Genomic DNA, 19,441 nt, shown 5'->3' with positions numbered 1-19,441 from the left:
AGACAGGTTCTTACTGTTCCCAGCGCACGTGCACGACCTTGTAGCCGTTGTCCTTGAGCGCCTTGAGCATGGCGGGCAAGGCAACGGCGGTCGGCTCGTTCGCATCATGCATCAGGATGATCCCGCCACCCTTGGACTTCAGGTTATCCAGCAGGCGGCGCACCATCACGTCGGTTCTCTGGTCGTTCGGCGCCCAGTCGTCGATGCCCGTATCGACGGACATGACCGTGATGTGCTTCGCCTTCAGGGCGTCGAGGACCGTCGGCGTCTCGATGTGCCCAGGCGGTCGGACGGACAGGCGCCGGCGCCGCCCTGTGCGGCTGCGGGAACATGGCTGGCCAGCGCCGTCAGGGCAAGGGCGAGAACAAGTGGGGAACGACGGGACAGGTTTTTCATGTGCGAGGTACCTGTAGGGTGGGCATTTGAGGCCGGGGGGGATTGATGCCGGGGGCATCAATCCAATGAAACGTGCCCACCAAACGTTCGCGGACCGGCATGCATTTGGTGGGCACAGGAGTGCCCACCCTACTGGGATAGGTAATCAGAACCGGATCTGGAAGCTGGACGCGATCTTGCTGGGCAGGCTGGCCGGCAACTGGATCACCAGGGCCTCGTCGGTCTGCTCCCAGCGCAGCGGCGCCTTGCTGCCCAGCAGCGCGACGGCCTTCACCGGACGGGTTTCCAGCCCGGCCTTGCGGCCCAGCGACTGGATGCGCACCGTCGTGGTCGGCGTGCCCAGGGTGGTGGCGTACAGCGCGTTGCCTTTGGTGGTGAAGCGGATGTCCTGCGGCGTGTAGACCGTGTCCTCCTTGAAGTGGCCCGACGCCGCCTTGGTCGGGCCCTCGCCGAAGATCTTCCACGGACGCGTGCCGTAGATGGCATCGCCGTTCACGCTCATCCACTCGGCCATCTCCTGCAGGAACTGCATCGCCTCGGGCGGCAGGCTGCCGTCGGGGTACTGCACCACGTTCAGCAGCAGGTTGCCGTTCTTGCTCACGATATCGGCCAGCATGTGGACGACGTCGGTGGCGGTCTTGTACTTGTAGCCTTCGCTGTAGAACCAGTCACCGATCGAGGTGTCGGTCTGCCAGGGCAAGGGTTGGATGCCTTCCATGACGCCGCGTTCCACGTCCTGCACGCCGGCCTCGCGGATGAATTCGCCGGAGCCGATGTTCTTGTGGTCGTATACCGCCTCCAGTTTGCCGCCATGGTTGGCGATGCTGGCGTTGTAGTAGTTGGCCACCAGGGTGCGGCCTACTTCGCCGAAGGGAATGCCGCCATCGCTATACAGCAGGTCGGGCTGGTAGTGCGTCAGCAGGTCGGTGATGCGGTTGAACCACTCCTGGTGGAAGCGCTTGTCGGTGGTGTACCAGGTCTGCGAATCGCGATAGGCCTCGTCGTGGGCACGGTGGTACAGCGAGGCATACTTCGGATCGGCGCCGTCGTAGCTCGCGCCCAGCATGGGCCACATATTGTCGTAGCCGTGGCTCGGCGCCCACCAGTTGTAGCTGGCGCCCAGGTGTTCCGACACGCCGAAGCGCAGGCCGGCCTTCTGCGCGGCCTTCTTCCAGTCGCCCACGATGTCGCGCTTCGGGCCCATCTTCACCGCATTCCATTCGTGGTAGCGCGAATCCCACAGGTCGAAGTTGTCGTGGTGGACGCCCATGCTGACGAAGTAGCGTGCGCCGGCCTTCTTGTACAGGGCCATCAGCGCGTCCGGATCGAATTTCTCCGCCGTCCACAACGGGATGATGTCCTTGTAGCCGTGCTTGGACGGATGGCCGTAGTGCTCCAGGTGATGCTTGTACTGCGGGGTGCCGTAGATGTACATGTTGCGCGCGTACCAATCGCCGGCGCGCGGCACGGCCTGCGGGCCCCAGTGCGACCAGATGCCGAACTTGGCGTCGCGGAACCACTCGGGCGTCCGGTAGGTCTTGAGCGACTCCACGTCCGCACGGAACGGACCGGGCACGGTGGTCATTTGCACGGGCGCTTGCGCGGCCGCATCATCCGCACAGGCGGCCGAACCGGGCATATGCAAGGCAAGAAGGGGCGCGGCAAGCGCGAGAAGAGTGGCGCGGCGGGTGGTCATGCGTGATCTCCGGAATGTCGTTAAGGATTATTAATGCATTGTATTTTATATTTTCAATACATTCAACCGATGAGGGTCATCCTGCGCAGCCCGTTGATTCAAATTCTGGATTGATGACGACATTCTTTGGTTTGTTGGGGTATCGACGCAAGCCTATGATGAATCGATCCCGCAGCCAACCGTGCCGCACGAGCACGGAGCGGGAGAGGGATGCGCTGCGCACCCTCCTTCATAAAACGCATCGACAAGGCAGGAGACCAACGTGGAACAAGCACACACCATCGAGACCGCCAGCGCGGCACGGGTCGCGACGCGCAAGCGCTGGCTGATCCTCGCCATGCTGTTCGCCGTCACGACCATCAACTACGCGGACCGCGCGACGATCTCGATCGCGGGCCCGGAGATCAGGAAAGAGCTCGGCCTGACCGCCGTCCAGATGGGTTTCATCTTTTCGGCGTTCGCCTGGTCGTACGTGGTGGCGCAGCTGCCCGGCGGCTGGCTGCTCGACCGCTTCGGCTCGAAGATCACCTATTTCTTCAGCATCTTCCTGTGGTCGACGTTCACCCTGTTCACGGGCGCGACCGGCTTCGTCGCCGGCGGCGCGGCGGTGGGCGTCCTGTTCACGCTGCGCCTGCTCGTCGGCGCGGCCGAGGCGCCCTCCTTCCCCGGCAACAGCCGCATCGCCTCGAGCTGGTTCCCCACCAATGAACGGGGCCTGGCGGCCGCCGTGTTCAACTCGGCGCAGTATTTCGCCACCGTCCTGTTCGCGCCAATCATGGGCTGGCTCGTGCACGCCCACGGCTGGCACAGCGTGTTCTACGTGATGGGCGGCCTCGGCATCCTGACGGCCTTCGTGTGGCTGAAGACGATCCACGGCCCCAGGGAACACCCGACCGTCAGCGCCAGCGAACTGAAATACATCCAGGAAGGCGGCGCCCTCGTCGACCTCGAAAGGCGGAACCGCGCCGAACCGAAGAGCGAGGTGAACACGTTCGCCTGCGTCAAGGAACTGCTGGGCAACCGCATGCTGCTGGGCGTCTACGTCGGCCAGTACTGCATCACCACGCTGACCTATTTCTTCCTGACGTGGTTCCCCGTCTACCTGGTGCAGGAGCGCCACATGACGATCCTGAAAGCGGGCTTCGTCGCCTCGCTGCCCGCCATCGCCGGCTTCCTCGGCGGCATCGCCGGCGGCTGGCTGTCCGACCGTCTCGCCAGGGCCGGCTACCCGCTTTCCGTGTCGCGCAAGGTGCCGATCGTGCTGGGCATGCTGATGTCGATGAGCATGATCGCCTGTAACTACATCGATGCGGACGCCCTCGTCGTCGCCGTGATGTCGCTCGCCTTCTTCGGCAAGGGCGTCGGTGCGCTCGGCTGGGCCGTCGTCTCCGACACGTCGCCGAAGGAAGCGGGCGGTCTCTCCGGCGCCCTGTTCAACACCTTCGGCAACACGGCCGGCATCACGACCCCGATCGCGATCGGCTACATCGTCCAGGCGACCGGCTCGTTCGCCGGTGCCCTGATCTTCGTCGGCGCCAATGCGGCACTGGCCATCGCCTGCTACCTGTTCGTCGTCGGCGACATCAAGCGCGTCAAGCTGGTCAAGTCGCTGGCGAACCCATAACCCGCTCCATCCCACGAATCATCATCATGAACACTATCGCTACCCGCGCACCCGTCGTCACGGAACTGCGCGTCGTCCCCGTCGCCGGCCAGGACAGCATGCTGCTGAACCTCTCCGGCGCCCACGGCCCCTGGTTCACCCGCAACATCGTCATCCTGAAGGACAGCGCCGGCAATACCGGCCTGGGCGAGGTGCCGGGTGGCGACAAGATCCGCAAGACCATCGAGGATGCCCGCCCGCTCGTCGTCGGCAAGACGCTGGGCGAGTACAACAACGTGCTGAACGCGATGCGCACCGCCTTCGCCGACCGCGACGCCGGCGGCCGCGGCCAGCAGACRTTCGACCTGCGCACGACCATCCACGCCGTCACGGCCGTCGAATCCGCCCTGCTCGACCTGCTGGGCCAGTTCATGGGCGTGCCCGTGGCCGCACTGCTGGGCGAAGGCATGCAACGCAATRCGGTCGAGATGCTGGGCTATCTGTTCTACGTSGGCGACCGCAACAAGACSCCGCTGGCCTAYCGCGGCGAGCCGGAYGCCGGCGACGCCTGGTTCCGCCTGCGCAATGAAGAAGCCGTCACGCCGGAAGCCATCGTGCGCCTGTGCGAGGCCGCGCGCGAGCGCTACGGCTTCAACGACTTCAAGCTGAAGGGGGGCGTGCTGAGCGCCGACGAAGAAATGGAAGCGAYYATCGCGATGCACGAACGCTTCCCGGACGCGCGCATCACCCTGGACCCGAACGGCGCCTGGTCRCTGGACGAGGCGATCCGCGTGTGCCGCGACAGGCACGGCATCCTGGCCTAYGCCGARGACCCGTGCGGCGCCGAGAACGGCTTYTCSGGCCGCGAAGTGATGGCCGAGTTCCGCCGCGCCACCGGCCTGCCCACCGCCACCAACATGATCGCCACCGACTGGCGCCAGATGGCCCATTCGATCCAGCTGCAATCCGTCGACATCCCCCTGGCCGATCCGCATTTCTGGACCATGCAGGGCGCCGTGCGCGTCGCGCAGTTGTGCCAGATGTTCGGCCTGACGTGGGGCTCGCACTCGAACAACCACTTCGACATTTCGCTCGCCATGTTCACSCACGTGGGYGCGGCSGCGCCGGGCAAGGTCACCGCGATCGACACGCACTGGATCTGGCAGGACGGCCAGCGCCTCACGAAAGAGCCGCTGAAGATCGAAAAGGGGCTCGTGCACGTCCCGGCGCAACCGGGCCTGGGCATCGAGCTGGACGAGGCCGAGCTGGAAAAGGCGCACCAGGCGTATCGGAACATGGGCCTGGGCGTACGCGACGACGCAGTCGCGATGCAATTCCTCATCCCCGGCTGGAAGTTCGACAACAAGCGTCCCTGCCTGGTGCGCTGAAGGGGTCCGGCTGCAATCGAACCGTCCCTTCGATGTGCAAGCCCGGGCAGACGAACAAAGCCCCCTTGGATCAGGGGGCTTTCGTCATTCTTGATGGCTGGGAGGATCAACGCGCTGCCGTCACCGGCAATGCGATCCGGTCGATGACGACACCCGGGTCCACGGCGCGGATCTTCACCACGTGCGGCCCCGGGGACAGCGCAGGCATCGTCACACGCGCACGCACGACATTGCTCTGCACCCCTTCCTGGCGGATGGCGCCCGACTCGTCTTCCTGACCGCCCGACCCGGGCACTTCGACCAGCACCGGCGCCCGTTCATCGACGATCACGCCGACGCGCAGTTTGCGGCCCGGGTACATGCGGAACGTCGGCATGAAGTCGATGAGCAGGTCCTGGACTGCATCCGCACTATCCGCCTCGAAGTTGAACACGAGCGCAGGCGCCTTGCCGTCGCCGGCTTCCCACGTGGAGTCGAGGCTGGCGGGTTTCAGCGCCACCGCGCGACCGGTGTGGCCCAGTCCCGCGACCGGCGTCCAGCGCGCGGCGCCGGCATCCGACCGGCTATCCGCCTCGGCCGCCGCGCGCCAGACGCGTCCCGCGTCGACCGGCTGCACCCTGGACGTCGTACCGCCCGCCGGCTCGCCCCATGGCCAGCGCACCTGGCTGTTCCACGCCATGAGATTTTGCGCGGTGACGAGGCCGGGCATCATGCCCTTCCACTTGCCATGGGCGACCGTATGGTTGTACGCCTCGACCTGTTGTTCGAGGAAGGCGCGCTGGCGCGCGATCCGGGCGGCCTGCCCGTCGGGGTCGTTGCCGAGCTGGGCCGCACGGTCGGCCATGAAGATCGTGCCGGTCGCGCCCAGCACGCGCGCGGGGAAGCCGATCATTTCGGTGTAAGCGTCGCCCATGTCGGCCGGTATCGCGGCGGCGAGTTTGGCTTCGTCCGCGAGCAGGCGCGCATACCGGCCTTCGAGCTCGGCGGCCCGCTCCGGCGGGAGCGACAGCGCCCACGCGCGCACCATCAGCTCGGGTTTGCGGATCGTGCCGAGCTGGTAGAACCCGGCCAGCAGATCGGCCACGGCCGGCGCCAGCTTGTCGCCGAAGTGTTCGGCCGCGAAGGCACGCAGGAACGCGGGCTGGGAATCCGGTCCGTAGGCCGTCGGGTTCCACGCGAACCGGGCGAAATAATCCATGCCGATTTCCATCGGCTTGATATCGCCCACATTGATCATCCACATCGTGCGAGCGTCGTTTTCCCACGCCTTGTGTAATTCCTCCCACATCAGCGCGGGCGCCGTCGAATTGATCCACAGGTAGGAGTGCGGCCCGCCATAATAGGACAGATGCCAATACACGCCCGCGCCGCCGGCACGCTTGCGTTCGGCAGGCGAGCTCAAACGGCGGATATAGCCGAAGTTATCGTCCGTCCACACCAGGGTGACGTCGTCAGGCAGCGCCAGGCCGGCATCGTAGATCGGCAACACTTCCTTGTAGGGGACGAAGGCCTGGGCGACCGGTCCCCATTTCGTAGTCACGTGCTGCTTGATCAAGCTGCGCTGGTCCTCGATCACCTCTCCCATGAGTTTCAGCTTGCCCGGCATGTCGCCGGGCGGYGTCTGCATGCCCTGGTCGTGGATGCCGCGAATGCCGAGCGTCCAGACACCCTCCATGCCGCCGCGCGTACTGGCCTGCTCTTCCCAGGTCTTGAAGATGGCCTCGCGGTTGGTGAGGTAATTCCAGGCGCCCCGCTCTTTCTGGTTCCATTTGACGTTGTTGTAGAGCATGGGTTCGCAGTGCGACGCGCCGGCGACGATGCCGTACTTGTCGGCCAGGACCACGTTCTCTTGTACCGCATGGAATTCCCGGCTGACCTCGTGCATGGCAGGCCAGATCGTGTTCAGGCGCAGGCGCAACATGAGCTCGAAGACCTTGTCGTAGGTCTTCGGGCCGATGCCGCCGGCCTCGGGCTCGAAGGTCTGCCTGGCCCAGGCATGCAGGCCCCAGTCCTCGTCATTGATGAAGATGCCGCGATACCTGACCTCCGGCGCCGTGATTTCCGGCGCGGGCGCACTAAGCGCCAGTGCCGCCTTGTGCCGGACGGGCACGTCGCCCCACCAGTACCACGGCGACACGCCGATCTTTTCCGACAGCTGCATCAGCCCGTACGCGGCGCCGCGGCGATCGCTGCCCACGATGACGAAGGCACGGTCCACGCCTGGAAACGGGCGCTCGACCATCTGCGTGACCGTGGCCTCCCACCGGCCGCGGACCTTGTCCAGGTCTTTCAGCTTGCCGCTGGCCGCCAGCTGGTCGAGCAGGCCGCTCTGCCCGAGGGTGCCGGCGATGATCATCCGGCGTCCCCGCCCGGCCCCGGCAGCGATGGCGGGACGCTTGCCGGTCACGCGCGCGACGTCGTCGGCGAACATGCGGGCGGCAAACTGCACCAATGCGTCGTCCTTCGCGTCCACCGCGACGGTGACGGTACCGGCGCCGCTGACCAGGCTCAAGGCTCCCGGCCCRGGACGTGCGGTACTCGTGACTTCCAGGGCATGTGCCGCAGGCAGCACGGCAAGCGACGTGAAGAGCGCCACGGCGGCGGCAAGGCGTGGATTTATTGTCATGGCGAGGTAGAGTCCTTCCTTCGATAGGCGTATGACTGGTCGGACTATAGCGAGGTAGCGCTACCAAGTAAATTATTATTTTTGACGCCACCTATATCAAAGTTCGTTACGGGCACATGAAAGGTCTGCACGATGAGGTGGACGGATTACGACTCCATAAAAAAAGCCCCGTAAAAACAGGGCCTTGTGCATGACGTGCTACGCGCGCGACCTCACCCCGCCGCCGGCGCCGGATCGAGCAGCTGCCGCCGCCCCGGCCGGCCATGCCAGGACGCGGCGTCCGCCATCGCCGGTTTCTTGTCCAGGATGACCGGCCAGAGCCCGGCATAACGGGCATTCAGCGCGACGAATTCCTGTTGATCCGGCGGCACGTTCGCCTCGAAATAGATCGCATCGACCGGACAGGCACTCACGCACATCTCGCAATCGATACATTTTTCGGGATGGATGACGAGGAAATTGGCCCCTTCGTGGAATGCCTCGGCGGGACAGACTTCCACGCAATCGCCGTGCTTGCAGTTGATGCAGTTTTCGGTGACCACATAAGTCATGGTTGTGCCTTTGCAGTGGTGACGATCAGGAAGCTACGGTTTCGGGTTCGATCTGCAGCGCGAGCAGGAAGCGCGACACCATGTTGTACGTGGCGATCACGCCGACGAGTTCGACCACGTGCTGGTGGTCGCCCAGCGCGTCGATCGCCGCCGCGAACGTCGCGTCCGAGGTACGCACGTCGCGCGTCATCTCCAGCGTGAGGCGGACGACGGCGCGTTCGCTCGCATCGAACAGCGTCGGGTCGACGTCGCCTTGTCCGAGCCGGCGCAGCGCCGCGAGCTGGCGCGTGTTGCCGCCCGCCTTGAGGAACTCCGGCGCGTGATGGTAGTACTCGTAGTCGGCGCCGTTCAGCACCGCGACCATGCAGATGGCCAGTTCGCGCAGCCTGGGCGACAGTCCGAGGCTGTTCCTGACTTCGCCCAGGAACGCGTTCCAGCCCCGGGCAAAGGCCGGGCTGCGCAACAGCATGCGGTCGAGATTCAGCAGGCGTCCGCCGCGGCGGGCGAGGATGGCGTCGACGAGCTCCTTGGGCGCCTCCGGCGCGCGCGCGGCGTGGGGAATACGGGACATGGTTCTCTCCTTTCTTTCCTTAAAGGCCTTCGATGGCCGTGTCGATGGCATCCGCCAGCCGGTCGAGGATGGCGTCGATGGCGCCGGCGTCGCAGATGAACGGGGGCGCRAGCAGGACGTGGTCGCCGGCGCGGCCGTCGATCGTCCCTCCCATCGGATACACCAGCAGGCCGCGTTCCATCGCAGCCGCCTTGATGCCGGCGTGCAGCCGGCGCGCCGGATCGAAGGGTGCCTTCGAGCCGCGCTCGGCCACCAGTTCGACACCCCAGAACAGGCCGCGGCCGCGGATGTCGCCGACGTGCGGATGATCCCGGAAGCGCTCGCGCAAGCCCTGCTCCAGCTGCGCCCCGCGGGCCTGCACGTTGTCGAGCAGCCGTTCTTCCCGGACCGTGCGCTGCACGGCCAGCGCGGCGGCGCAGGCCAGCGGGTGGCCGACATACGTGTGACCGTGCTGGAACATGCCGGACCCCTTGGCGAATGCGTCGAAGACATGTTTGGACACGAACGTCGCCCCGATCGGCGCATAACCGCCACCCAGGCCTTTCGCCACCGTCATCAGGTCGGGCGCCACGCCGTCCTGGCTGCAGGCATGCAGCGTGCCGGTGCGTCCCATGCCGCACATGACTTCATCGAGGATCAGCAGGATGCCGTGTTCATTACAGATGTCGCGGATCCGGCGCAGGTAGCCGGGCGCCGGCGGCACGGCCCCGAGCGTCGCGCCCACGACGGTCTCGGCCACGAACGCGATGACGTTGCCGGCACCCAGTTCACGGATCTTCGCCTCCAGTTCGTCGGCGGCGCGCACGCCATAGGCCTCGTCGCTCTCGCCGGCCTCCCGGTAGCGGTACGCGTAACAGGGATCGATGTAGTGATTGTCGACGAGGATGGGCGCGAACTGGGCGCGCCGCCAGGCATTGCCGCCGACGCCGAGGGCGCCGAGCGTGTTGCCGTGGTAGCTCTGGCGGCGCGAGATGAAATAGCGGCGCTGCGGTTCGCCGCGCTCCACGAAGTACTGGCGCGCCATCTTCAGCGCCGCCTCCACCGCCTCCGAACCGCCGGAGACGAAGTACACGTGCGACATCCCGGGTGGCGCATGCTCCAGCAGTTCCTCGCCCAGCGCTTCGGCGACATCGGTCGTGAAAAAGCTCGTGTGCGCATAGGCCAGCTGGTCGAGCTGCGCGTGCATCGCGGCCAGCACCGCCGGATGCTGGTGACCGAGGCAGGACACGGCCGCCCCGCCGCTGGCGTCGATGTAGCGCCGGCCCGCCGCGTCGATCAGGTGGATGCCTTCGCCGCCGACGGCGCGCGGGTACGCGTGGTGGATTTGTCGATGCAGTAACCGCGTCATGTCAGGTCCCCGTGCTCATGGTCTCTTCGTACCCTTCCCCACCGGCGGACGGGTGGGCGGCATGCGGGCGCGGCGCATGGATCGGAATCACGCGATGCGCGTCGTCGTCGCCGTTCTGGAAGAAGAAGCGTTCCTCGCCAAAGGCCGGCACCAGGTCGTCCAGCCACGTGGCCTCGGGATCGAACTTGGCGTAGAACGGGCGGCGCGCCCAATCCGGATTGCGCGCCTGCAGGAATTGCAGCGCGAAGACCTTTTCGCCACCGATCGTGACGATGCCGTCGATCGCCACCTTGCCGGGGAACGCGCTCATCGACGGCCCGCGCACCGTGCGCGCGAGTCCCGACACGCGCTGGTACGCGGCCTGGAACGTCTCGTACGCCTTGGCCAGCGGCAGGCGGAAATAGTGGCTCGGCCCAGTATCGCGCTCGACGAACATATAGTAGGGAATGGCGCCCAGGCGCACACCGGTCGTCCACAGTTCGGCCCAGCCGGCGGGATCTTCGTTGATGTGGCGGATCAGCGGCGCCTGCATGCGCAAGGTGGCGCCCGATCCCACGATCCGCTTGACGGCGCGCTGCGCGATCGCCGGACGCAGTTCGGCCGGATGGTTGTAATGCCCCATGATCGCCAGGTTCTTGCCCGAGTCGACCACCTTGCGGAACAGTTGCACCAGTTCGTCGGCGTCCTTGTCCGTGACGAAGCGCTGCGGCCAGTACGAGACCGACTTGGTGCCGATGCGGATGTTCTGGATGTGCGCCAGCTCGGGCGCCAGCAGCGGTTCGAGGTAGCCGGCCAGCGCGCGGGTACTCATGATCAGCGGGTCGCCGCCGGTGATGAGCACGTCGGTCACTTCGGGGTGCAGCTTCAGGTAGCTCACGAGTTCGTTCGATTCCTTGGCATCGAACTTGAGGTCGTCCATCCCCACGAATTGCGGCCAGCGGAAGCAGAACGTGCAATAGGCGTGGCAAGTCTGGCCGGCGCTGGGGAAAAACAGCACCGTTTCCTTGTACTTGTGCTGCAGGCCGCGCAGCGGCACGCCATCGATGGTCGGCACGTTATGCGTCATCTGGCCCGCCGGATGCGGGTTCATCCCGAGACGCAGGCGCCGCACCTCGCGCTCGATGGCTTGCTCGTCCTGCTGGACCAGCACCATGTCGCGCAGGATCGCATAGTCCTCGGGCGCCAACATGTCTTCGTGCGGAAAGGTCAGGCGGTAGATCGGATCGTCCGGAATATTGTTCCAGTCGATCAGCTCATCCATCACATACTGGTTGGTACGGAACGGCATGACGCGCGACACCACCAGCACGGCCTCCTGCAAATGCCGGGGCATCAGTGCCCATTGCGGCGCCTGCTGGATGGTCTGGCGGGTGTAAGGCTTGAAACGGGGTGCGGCTGCTTCGGCTAGCATGTCTTCCTCCATATTTGTTGATGAGAATGTTTTGATCAAACGCAAACATCGATACGATGTTTGCGGCGGAAAATTCGGAGTGCGTATGCTTCGGACATGTCTTAGTATTCGTGCAAAAATTACGCGGCACAAACGATAAAAATGCGCAACATTGTGCGTTTGAGGAAACAACCTTGAGACGAAAACTGCCCAGCATGGAAGCGCTGATCGCGTTCGAGTCGGCGGCGCGCCACCAGAGCTTCACCCGCAGTGCGGACGAACTGGCGCTGACGCCCAGCGCGATCGGGCGCCAGATCGCCGCGCTGGAAGAGTATGTCGGCCTGCCCCTGTTCAACCGTGTCAAACGGCGCGTCAGCCTGACCGAAGTCGGCGAAGCGTATGCAAAACAGGTACGGGAAAACCTGGACCGGATCGAACGCGACACGCTGGCGGTGGCCACCCGGCGCGGCGCGGACGGCATCCTCGAACTCGCCGTGATACCGACCTTCGCCACGCGCTGGCTGATCCCGCGCCTGCCCCAGTTCTACGCGCAGCACCGCCACATCACCCTGAACCTCACGACCCGCGCCGAACCGTTCCTCTTTACCGGCACGCCGTTCAGCGCGGCCATCCACTTCGGCAATCCGGTCTGGCCGGGCACCATCGCGCAGCATCTGTTTGGCGAGGAAATGGTCCCGGTCTGCAGTCCGCAGCTGCTGGGCGGATCGACCCAACTGGCGCCGGCGGACCTCGCGCGTCTGCCGCTGCTCCATCAATCGGCCCGGCCCGATGCATGGCGCCAGTGGCTCCTGCAGGCGCGGGTGCACGATGTCGACTGCATGAGCGGGCAACGCTATGAACTGTTTTCCATGCTGGTGGAAGCGGCACGCGCGGGCCTCGGGGTGGCGCTGGTGCCGCGTTTCTTCGTCCTCGCCGAGCTGGCGAACAAGGAACTGGTGATTCCGAACGAAATGTCACTGAGGAATGACAAGGGCTATTACCTGGTCTATCCGGAAGCGAAGCAGAATGCGCCGTTGCTGCAGCCGTTCAAGGAGTGGCTGCTTGGGATTGCGCGGGCGTATCGCGCGACGGGGGCCTGATCCGGCACGTCCAGGCAAAAAACGGGCAGCCGAAGCTGCCCGGATAGCCGTCGTCCCGCTCTTATCTTTCGACCGTGACGGCGCTGCCGTCGTAGACCACGTCGATCGCCTTGTCGACCGGTTCCGCACCGCGCCCCGCGTCCGGGCCGACGACCACGACCTTGAACAGGCGCCGCACCTTCATCCCTGGGAAACTTCCCTGACGCTGGCCGATGGTCAGCTTTCCCGCTGCGTCGTTCCACTGCATCCTGACGAGCGCATATTCGCTGCGTTCGTATCCCCAGCCTTCGCCTGCGTCTTCGTAATACGTCGTTTCGCCGTTGGCGCCGGGATAGACGCGAAGCTCGATCGGTGCGTCGGGCTGTTCCGATGCGTATTGCACGACCGGCCCCATCGGGAGGATGCTGCCGGCCCGGACGTGCAGCGGGATGCGCGAAATCGGCGCGTCGACGGTGACCGTCCTGCCGCCGGACAGCTTCTCGCCGGTCCAGAAGTCGATCCACGTGCCTTTCGGCAGATAGACGTCGCGGTTCTTTGCGGCGCCATCGATCGGCGCCGACTTCGCCGCGTAATACATCGGCGAGATCACCGGGCTGACCATGATGCCGTCGCCGAACATCATCTGCGATTTCAGGTCGTGGGTACGCGGATCGTCCGGGAACGCGAAGGCGACGGGACGAATGAACGATGCGCCGCGCAGGTGCACGAGGCCCGCCTGCGAATAGATGGCCGGCAGCAGGCGGTAGCGCAACTGGATGGCTTGCAGGATCGCGTCATGGAATGGCGTGCCCGGCTCGCCGAAGTACCATGGCTCGCGCGGCGTATCGGTGCCGTGGCTGCGGAACATCGGCATGAACGTACCGAGCTGCAGCCAGCGGGTGTACAGCTCGCGGTAGCCGAGATCGGCGGTGCCGCCCTGATATTCGCCGCTCCAGAACCATGGCTTGCCGGGTCCGGCGAAGAACGCGCCGATGTCGAACGTGATGTATGGCGTGCCCGATGCGCTGAAGCGCTGGACGGCCGCGACCTGCTGCGCCAGCACTGGCCATTTCGCCGCGATGTCGCCAGTCCAGAGCACCGCGCCCGCCGCCTGGCTGCCGGCATAGCCGGAGCGCGTCAGGTTGAGCATGCGCTTGTCGGACGTCTGCTTGCGCCAGTTGCGGAACAGATTCTGCGAATCCACGAGCCCATAGGCGTTCAGGAATTGCGGATCGATCACGCGGGCCAGGCCGGCGATGTTGACGTCGTCGGCATTCTCCACGCGCTTCGGATCCCAGGTCCAGTCCGCGACCTCCGGCTCCGTCGAGTCGCACCACCACGCATCGATGCCGTGCCGGCCGAGGTATTTCCACACATTGCGGAAGTAGATCTCCGCCGCCCTGGGCTGGAAGAAGTCGACGTTGGCCGAGCCTGCGCTCATGTACCCGCCATCTTTCAGTTCCTTGCCGGGCGGGTCGAGCGGGCTCGGATTCGGCCAGATCGAGATCATCACGTGCGCGTTCTGGTCATGCACGCCCTTCGTCATCGCCGCGAGATCAGGATAGCGCGACGCTTCGGGAACGGGGCTGCCCCAATGGTCCGGCGTCCAGTAATTCCAGTCCTGCACGATGACATCGAGCGGGATTTTACGCTTGCGGAATTCCTTCACCGTGTCGACGACTTCCTCCTGGGTCTTGTAGCGTTCCTTCGATTGCACATAGCCGTAGGCCCATTGCGGCAGCATGGTGGCGGCGCCCGTCAGCTGGCGGAATCCGCCGATCGCGCCGTCCATCGTCGGTCCGAGGACGAAGTAGTACGCGAGGTCGTCCACCACATCGCTGGTGACCGAGGTGCCCGCCTTGCCGTCCGCGAACGTCATCGCGCTGTACGCATCGAACAACAGGCCGTAACCGTGCGTCGACACGATGAAAGGGATGACCTTGCGCAGGTTGTGCTGGTAAAGCCGCTTGGTCTTGCCGCGCAGGTTCAGGTCCGCCGTCTCGTCGAAGCCCAGTCCGTACAGCGCTTCATCGTCCTGGAGACGGAAATGCGCGGTGGCCTTCCACGCCTCGCGGTCCTTCTTCTGGACATACGCGCCCGCGACCTGCCGGTCGCCGTCGACGGTCTTGATGGTCTTGACCGTTGCCGGATCCGGCATCGACTTGATCACCGAAACGTTCTCGAACGAGCGCGGCGTCGCATCGTCCTCGCGCACGAGCAGATGTCCGGCGGCATCCCGGAACGTGATCGCGCCCGTGGTCCGGTTCAGTGTCACGGTCACTTGCGACGAACGAAGCACGCGCGTGTCCCCCTCGTCGCGCGACGTGGTGTTCCCCGGCTTCGCGGCGACATCCGCCAGCATCAGACGCGCAGAGGTGGACCAGTCGCGGTTCCGCGTTGCCGTCACGCGCACGATGCGGTCCGTGACGAACGTGATCTGCATCCGGGTATCGGCTATCTTGTACTCGAGCCCGTTGCCCGTTTCGCGCACGTCGCGGATCGCGGCGAATGCGACGCCATGGCAAAAAAAGAGCATCGACGCGACCAGCACGCCGAACATGGAAGTCCGCCTCATTGTTTTTTTCATTGTGTTCCTGTTAGATGGCGCCTGCATACCCGTTGATGAATGTCGCCAGATTGTTACTCAAAACGGATTCAGCTGGCAAGCAGCTTCCACACCCATTCAGCCGACGGACACCAACAGCACGGTCGATTCGCCGATGCGCCGCACCGGCTCACGCTGGCCACGACCTCGCTGCCATGCACCCGTATAAATGTCCCGTCGATATAGGCTTCGTCGATGTGGTGTAACGCTCTGTTCTCAGTCGTCATGATCATGTTCCTGTGCGGCGGCATTCATGAGGTTGGTGCGCAAATTGACGATGGCTTTTTGCAGCGCCCGGAATTCATCGGGCGCCAGGCCGGATGCCCTGGCCGTGATCTCCCGATAGTCGAACGCTTTTTCACGCAGCGCGCGGCCCTCCTCCGTCAGCGAGACGCGAACGCTGCGCTCGTCTTCCTTGTCGCGTTCGCGCCGTACGTATCCCATCGCTTCCAGGCGTTTCAACATGGGCGTCATGGTGCTCGGCTCCAGGAACAGCTTTTCACTCAGGCCCTTGACGGTCTGGTCGTCCTGCTCCCACAAGCAGATGATGGTCACATACTGCGGATAGGTCAGGCCGAGCGCGTCGAGCACGGGCTTGTAGACACGCGAGTACGCCAGGTTCGTCGAGTAGATGGCGAAGCACATGAAGTCGCCCAGCATGGCGATGTTGTCGCGCCGTTTTTCGTGTTTGCTCATTGCCCACTCCAAGTATTTATCGAAATAACGATTATCGCACTCGAAACGGGCCGGGTGCCGGCTCAGGCAAGCACGATGTCGAGCCGGCCGTCGTCGCTGCGCGCGGCGCCTTCGCGGCCGCCGGTCGTATGGGTCTTGCCGGTGTAGAGAACCTGGTCGATCGTGTTCATGGCGCATCCTTTCGATGTAATCAGAGATGGTCGACTTCGATGACGGCGCCGGCGAACGCGCGCGGCGCTTCCTGCGGCAGGTTGTGGCCCACGCCGCCTTCGACTCGTTCATGCCTGTATTTGCCGGTGAAGCGCTTGGCGTAGGCCGCAGGCTCCGGGTGGGGCGCACCGTTGGCGTCGCCCTCCAGCGTGATGGCCGGCACCGTGATGGCCGGCGACTGCGCCAGTCGCGCCTCCAGCTGCGCGTACTTCGCTTCGCCCTGCTCCAGGCCGAGGCGCCAGCGGTAGTTGTGGACGGTGATCGCGACCTGGTCCGGGTTGTCCAGCGCCGCGGCGCTGCGCTCGAACGTGCGGTCGTCGAAATGCCACTGCGGCGAGGCGGTCTGCCAGATCAGTTTGGCGAAATCGTGGGTATTCCTGGCATAGCCCTCACGGCCGCGCTCGGTGGCGAAATAGTACTGGTACCACCATTGCAGCTCGGCTTTCGGCGGCAGCGGCTGCTTGCCGGCTTCCTGGCTGCCGATCAGGTAACCGCTGACGGAGACCAGCCCCTTCACCCGCTCCGGCCACAGCGCGGCGACGATGTCGGCATTGCGCGCGCCCCAGTCATAGCCGGCGAGGATGGCCTTGTCGATCTTGAGCGCATCCATGAAGGCGACGACATCGGACGCCAGCGCCGCCGGCTCGCCGTTGCGGACCGCGTTCGGGTCGCGGAAACGCGTGCTGCCATAGCCGCGCAGGTAAGGCACAAGCACGCGGTAACCCGCCTTGGTCAGCATGGGAACGACATCGATGTAGCTGTGGATGTCGTAAGGCCAGCCGTGCAAAAGGATCACGACGGGGCCGTTGGCCGGACCTTCGTCGACGTAGCCGATGTTCAGGTCGCCAGCGTCGATATGCCTGATCGATGCGAACGTGCGCGCCTGCGCGTGTGCTTGCGCTTGCGGTGCGTCCTTGGTCGGTTCTGCGTGGACCAGGCCCGGCAAAGCGAATTGCGCCGCGGCAAGGACACTCAGCGTGATGACGCGGAGGCCGACAGACTTGCGATGGTTATTCATGATGCGCTCCTTCGAATCATGTTAGTTATGACGATAATCCTTATTAGACAAATCTTATCACTACCCAGGAATCTTTTCAACCGAAATAATCATTATTGCGATAAGTATTGTTTGATTGCATTCGGGCGACTGGTGACGGCTCATCAGTTGACGCGTCCGGTCCAGCGCGGGCGGCAGCGATTCGGGCTGGACAGATCAATGCGGATATTGCAATATTTCGTATTTGAAATATTTATTGTAAGAAATGGATTTGAATCACTTCTCGAATGTGGTGGGTATACGTACCTGGGCGTGGCGGCAGGTCATGCGTGATTTCTTTCGTTTGCTGCGACGAGCGTGCAAACTGATATGGGTCGTACGGCGCGCCGTGACGGCATTAGTCCTGTTTAGTTTGATCTGGGGTGTGGATCAGACCGACGAATACCTCGACAACATCTTGTACCTGTGCAGCGTCGGCAGGAATGAGTGCGACGGCAATTTGGGCATGCAAGTCACGCCGCTCCAATTTATCCTGCTGTCAGCGAGTATCCTGTGGTACGCCTTTCTGGTGCGCGACACGGCCCTGATAGCGCTGAGATCGGCCTCGGTTTGGAGTCACGAGCGTAGCCAATACTTTGTCGGGTGTGCAACAGTCCTCGGCGCGATGCCGCTCCTGTTGTTTTCATTCCGCACACTGACAGCGACTGGCTACGCCTATCAAGAACCACTGTTATTCCCTGCACTCGTCGGGCTATTCGTACTTGGAGGAATTGTTCGTGCTGCGCTTCGTAGGGCGCCCAGCAAAATGCGGCTGCAACTGAGCTGTTTATTTGTCGTCGCAGTTGTGCTTGTATCTCCGAGCTCGCGCGGGCCCCACTTGGAGCCGCTGCTATTTGTGGTCGCTGTGCTGTTTTTCTCTGCCGTGCTTCTGGCGGCAGCCCACGTGGCAGGTTGTAGACAAAAGTACCCGTTGGCTGCATTCGGGCTCAGTGCAGGCGTGGGGTTCATCCTCATGCTCGAGGTACGTTTGATCGCGATCCGTGCTTCGGATCACGCCCATGTCCTGGGCGTCGCGGTCGCATTTTTGTTGCCGCTTTTATTGCTCATCATACCGACAAGTATGTCGACTCCAGCGCCGAGTCGTGCGCATGATGTGGCTGATGCTGCCCCGTTTGGACTCTGGCGCTATTTCCGAGGGTTGACGAAGCAGACTGTGAGCATCTATCTCTCAGGCCTGTTACTGACGGCGATAGCGCTATATGCTGCCAACAGCGCGCCAGACATCGCAGCCGGCTACTTGCTTGCCCCTGCGACACTGACGCTGGTGTCGTCTGCGGCTGGCTTAATGTACGTGCTGTTGGCCGCCTTGTTCGGGCGTGCCGCGTTTTCGTGTGCACTGGTTGTTTTCGTCATTATTTCCTGGAAAAACATTGCGCCGCCTGCGCCGCTGGCAGCGCCGGAACAGACGTTCGTGCATGGCGATTGTCACGATCCCGGAACCGTTTGTCCGATGGGTGACCGTGTCTGGGAGAGGTACCAACGCTGGGCCGCACAGCCGGGACACGGAGAAAATGATCCGATCATTCTCGTGGCGGCAGCGGGYGGCGGTAGCCGCGCCGCCGCCCACACCGCGGCGTCATTGGCAGCTGTCGATGAGGCCACGTGCGGCGCGTTTGGCGACCACATCTTCGCGATCAGTGGCGTGTCGGGCGGCGCGATCGGCAGTCTCCTGTATGCCGCCAGTCGGGTTGACGCATACGGTCCTGCTGAACGCGAACGTTGTCGGCATACGAAAGCCGGCGAACGTGCGTATCCGTTAGTCAATGGATTATTGGCCGCCGCAAGCTCCGATCATTTGAGTCCGGTATTGCTGCGTGGTGCGGCCTACGACCTGATGCAAGGGCGCGGGAATGCACCACGTATCGACGGGTCTGCCGGACAAACGGATTTCGCGACGCGCGCCGGCGCACTGCAGATGAGTTGGATTTACCGGTACCAGGCATTTCTTCGCTCCCGCGGAATCAAACCTGATGGAAATGCCCTGCTGAACGAAGAGAGATTGCGCAACGACGGACAGCCACTGTTGGTGTTCAATGCGTCCAGCGTCCAGGACGGTCATCGCGTGTTGTTGAGTTATCCGCTACTCTGCCCCCGCGATGGATGGTGTGCCCAGCGCATGAGCCTCCTGACGGATGCTACCGATAGTGCCCGCTTCCCTCTCGTCAACGAACACGGTGATGGCATAGCCGATGCCGGGACCGCGCTCGTCGTTCCCGCGCCGGAAC

The 19,441-nt window shown here is 64.0% G+C and carries 13 protein-coding genes and 2 pseudogenes; 4 read left to right on the top strand and 11 right to left on the bottom strand.

The genetic code is table 11. The annotated features are described in order from the left end of the window. Window positions 1-10: 10 nt before the first annotated feature. Both AC1DYX_RS13990 and AC1DYX_RS13985 read right to left on the bottom strand, forming a co-directional pair. Window positions 11-223 (bottom strand): hypothetical protein, encoded by a 213-nt coding sequence (locus tag AC1DYX_RS13990; RefSeq protein ID WP_477259704.1) that lies wholly within the window; start codon window positions 221-223, stop codon window positions 11-13. 318 nt (window positions 224-541) lie between these two features. After that, window positions 542-2,092 (bottom strand): alpha-L-fucosidase, encoded by a 1,551-nt coding sequence (locus AC1DYX_RS13985; RefSeq protein ID WP_477259702.1) that lies wholly within the window; start codon window positions 2,090-2,092, stop codon window positions 542-544. A gap of 337 nt (window positions 2,093-2,429) precedes the next feature. On the opposite strand from AC1DYX_RS13985, the gene AC1DYX_RS13980 reads away from it, so the two are divergent. Together AC1DYX_RS13980 and gudD are read left to right on the top strand one after the other, a co-directional pair. Then, the gene (locus AC1DYX_RS13980) at window positions 2,430-3,716 is read left to right on the top strand and encodes an MFS transporter (protein ID WP_477259708.1); all 1,287 of its coding nucleotides are present in this window, start codon (window positions 2,430-2,432) and stop codon (window positions 3,714-3,716) included. Window positions 3,717-3,742: 26 nt separating this feature from the next. Further along, on the top strand, window positions 3,743-5,083 hold the full coding sequence (gene gudD, locus AC1DYX_RS13975; protein WP_477259700.1) for a glucarate dehydratase: 1,341 nt from the start codon (window positions 3,743-3,745) through the stop codon (window positions 5,081-5,083). 106 nt (window positions 5,084-5,189) lie between these two features. Here the strand turns inward: gudD and AC1DYX_RS13970 are convergent, their stop codons facing one another. The 5 genes from AC1DYX_RS13970 to AC1DYX_RS13950 all read right to left on the bottom strand — a co-directional run bounded on the left by AC1DYX_RS13970 (window position 5,190) and on the right by AC1DYX_RS13950 (window position 11,590). Continuing rightward, window positions 5,190-7,709 carry a glycosyl hydrolase 115 family protein gene (locus AC1DYX_RS13970; protein ID WP_477259698.1) on the bottom strand — a complete coding sequence of 840 codons (2,520 nt, stop codon included), beginning with the start codon at window positions 7,707-7,709 and terminating at the stop codon, window positions 5,190-5,192. A 212-nt stretch (window positions 7,710-7,921) separates the two neighbouring features. Then, entirely contained in the window at window positions 7,922-8,260 is a 339-nt protein-coding gene (gene fdxA / locus AC1DYX_RS13965) for a ferredoxin FdxA (protein WP_477259696.1), read from the bottom strand. A 25-nt stretch (window positions 8,261-8,285) separates the two neighbouring features. Next, window positions 8,286-8,831, bottom strand: a complete 546-nt coding sequence (locus AC1DYX_RS13960) for a carboxymuconolactone decarboxylase family protein (RefSeq protein WP_477259694.1) — start codon at window positions 8,829-8,831, stop codon at window positions 8,286-8,288. Between the two features lie 19 nt (window positions 8,832-8,850). After that, a complete protein-coding gene (locus tag AC1DYX_RS13955; protein WP_477259692.1) occupies window positions 8,851-10,179 on the bottom strand; it encodes an aspartate aminotransferase family protein in 1,329 nt (442 codons plus the stop codon). Between the two features lies 1 nt (window position 10,180). After that, window positions 10,181-11,590 (bottom strand): KamA family radical SAM protein, encoded by a 1,410-nt coding sequence (locus AC1DYX_RS13950; protein WP_477259690.1) that lies wholly within the window; start codon window positions 11,588-11,590, stop codon window positions 10,181-10,183. Window positions 11,591-11,784: 194 nt separating this feature from the next. On the opposite strand from AC1DYX_RS13950, the gene AC1DYX_RS13945 reads away from it, so the two are divergent. Beyond that, window positions 11,785-12,669 (top strand): LysR family transcriptional regulator, encoded by an 885-nt coding sequence (locus AC1DYX_RS13945; protein WP_477259706.1) that lies wholly within the window; start codon window positions 11,785-11,787, stop codon window positions 12,667-12,669. A gap of 61 nt (window positions 12,670-12,730) precedes the next feature. Here AC1DYX_RS13945 and AC1DYX_RS13940 read toward each other — a convergent pair whose 3' ends face one another. From AC1DYX_RS13940 to AC1DYX_RS13925, 4 genes and pseudogenes are all read right to left on the bottom strand, one after another. Then, entirely contained in the window at window positions 12,731-15,223 is a 2,493-nt protein-coding gene (locus tag AC1DYX_RS13940) for a glycoside hydrolase family 31 protein (RefSeq protein WP_477259688.1), read from the bottom strand. Window positions 15,224-15,469: 246 nt separating this feature from the next. Then, entirely contained in the window at window positions 15,470-15,949 is a 480-nt protein-coding gene (locus AC1DYX_RS13935) for a MarR family winged helix-turn-helix transcriptional regulator (protein ID WP_477259686.1), read from the bottom strand. A 65-nt stretch (window positions 15,950-16,014) separates the two neighbouring features. Next, window positions 16,015-16,119, bottom strand: a pseudogene (locus tag AC1DYX_RS13930) (peroxiredoxin); the annotation flags it as partial. A 20-nt stretch (window positions 16,120-16,139) separates the two neighbouring features. Next, entirely contained in the window at window positions 16,140-17,177 is a 1,038-nt protein-coding gene (locus AC1DYX_RS13925; protein WP_477259684.1) for an alpha/beta fold hydrolase, read from the bottom strand. 304 nt (window positions 17,178-17,481) lie between these two features. Here AC1DYX_RS13925 and AC1DYX_RS13920 point away from each other — a divergent pair. Then, window positions 17,482-19,441, top strand: a pseudogene (locus AC1DYX_RS13920) (hypothetical protein); the annotation flags it as partial.

It is taken from the genome of Massilia sp. P2_C2 (genome assembly GCF_056404615.1).
This window is presented reverse-complemented; position numbering and strand designations above follow the sequence as displayed.

What these genes read in the sequence shown, in the direction of transcription:
- AC1DYX_RS13990 (WP_477259704.1), bottom strand. Translation starts at nt 223, where the DNA reads ATGTCCGTCGATACGGGCATCGACGACTGGGCGCCGAACGACCAGAGA.
- AC1DYX_RS13985 (WP_477259702.1), bottom strand. Translation starts at nt 2,092, where the DNA reads ATGACCACCCGCCGCGCCACTCTTCTCGCGCTTGCCGCGCCCCTTCTT.
- AC1DYX_RS13980 (WP_477259708.1), top strand. Translation starts at nt 2,430, where the DNA reads ATGCTGTTCGCCGTCACGACCATCAACTACGCGGACCGCGCGACGATC.
- fdxA (WP_477259696.1), bottom strand. Translation starts at nt 8,260, where the DNA reads ATGACTTATGTGGTCACCGAAAACTGCATCAACTGCAAGCACGGCGAT.
- AC1DYX_RS13960 (WP_477259694.1), bottom strand. Translation starts at nt 8,831, where the DNA reads ATGTCCCGTATTCCCCACGCCGCGCGCGCGCCGGAGGCGCCCAAGGAG.
- AC1DYX_RS13950 (WP_477259690.1), bottom strand. Translation starts at nt 11,590, where the DNA reads ATGCTAGCCGAAGCAGCCGCACCCCGTTTCAAGCCTTACACCCGCCAG.
- AC1DYX_RS13945 (WP_477259706.1), top strand. Translation starts at nt 11,785, where the DNA reads ATGGAAGCGCTGATCGCGTTCGAGTCGGCGGCGCGCCACCAGAGCTTC.
- AC1DYX_RS13940 (WP_477259688.1), bottom strand. Translation starts at nt 15,223, where the DNA reads ATGAGGCGGACTTCCATGTTCGGCGTGCTGGTCGCGTCGATGCTCTTT.
- AC1DYX_RS13935 (WP_477259686.1), bottom strand. Translation starts at nt 15,949, where the DNA reads ATGAGCAAACACGAAAAACGGCGCGACAACATCGCCATGCTGGGCGAC.
- AC1DYX_RS13925 (WP_477259684.1), bottom strand. Translation starts at nt 17,177, where the DNA reads ATGAATAACCATCGCAAGTCTGTCGGCCTCCGCGTCATCACGCTGAGT.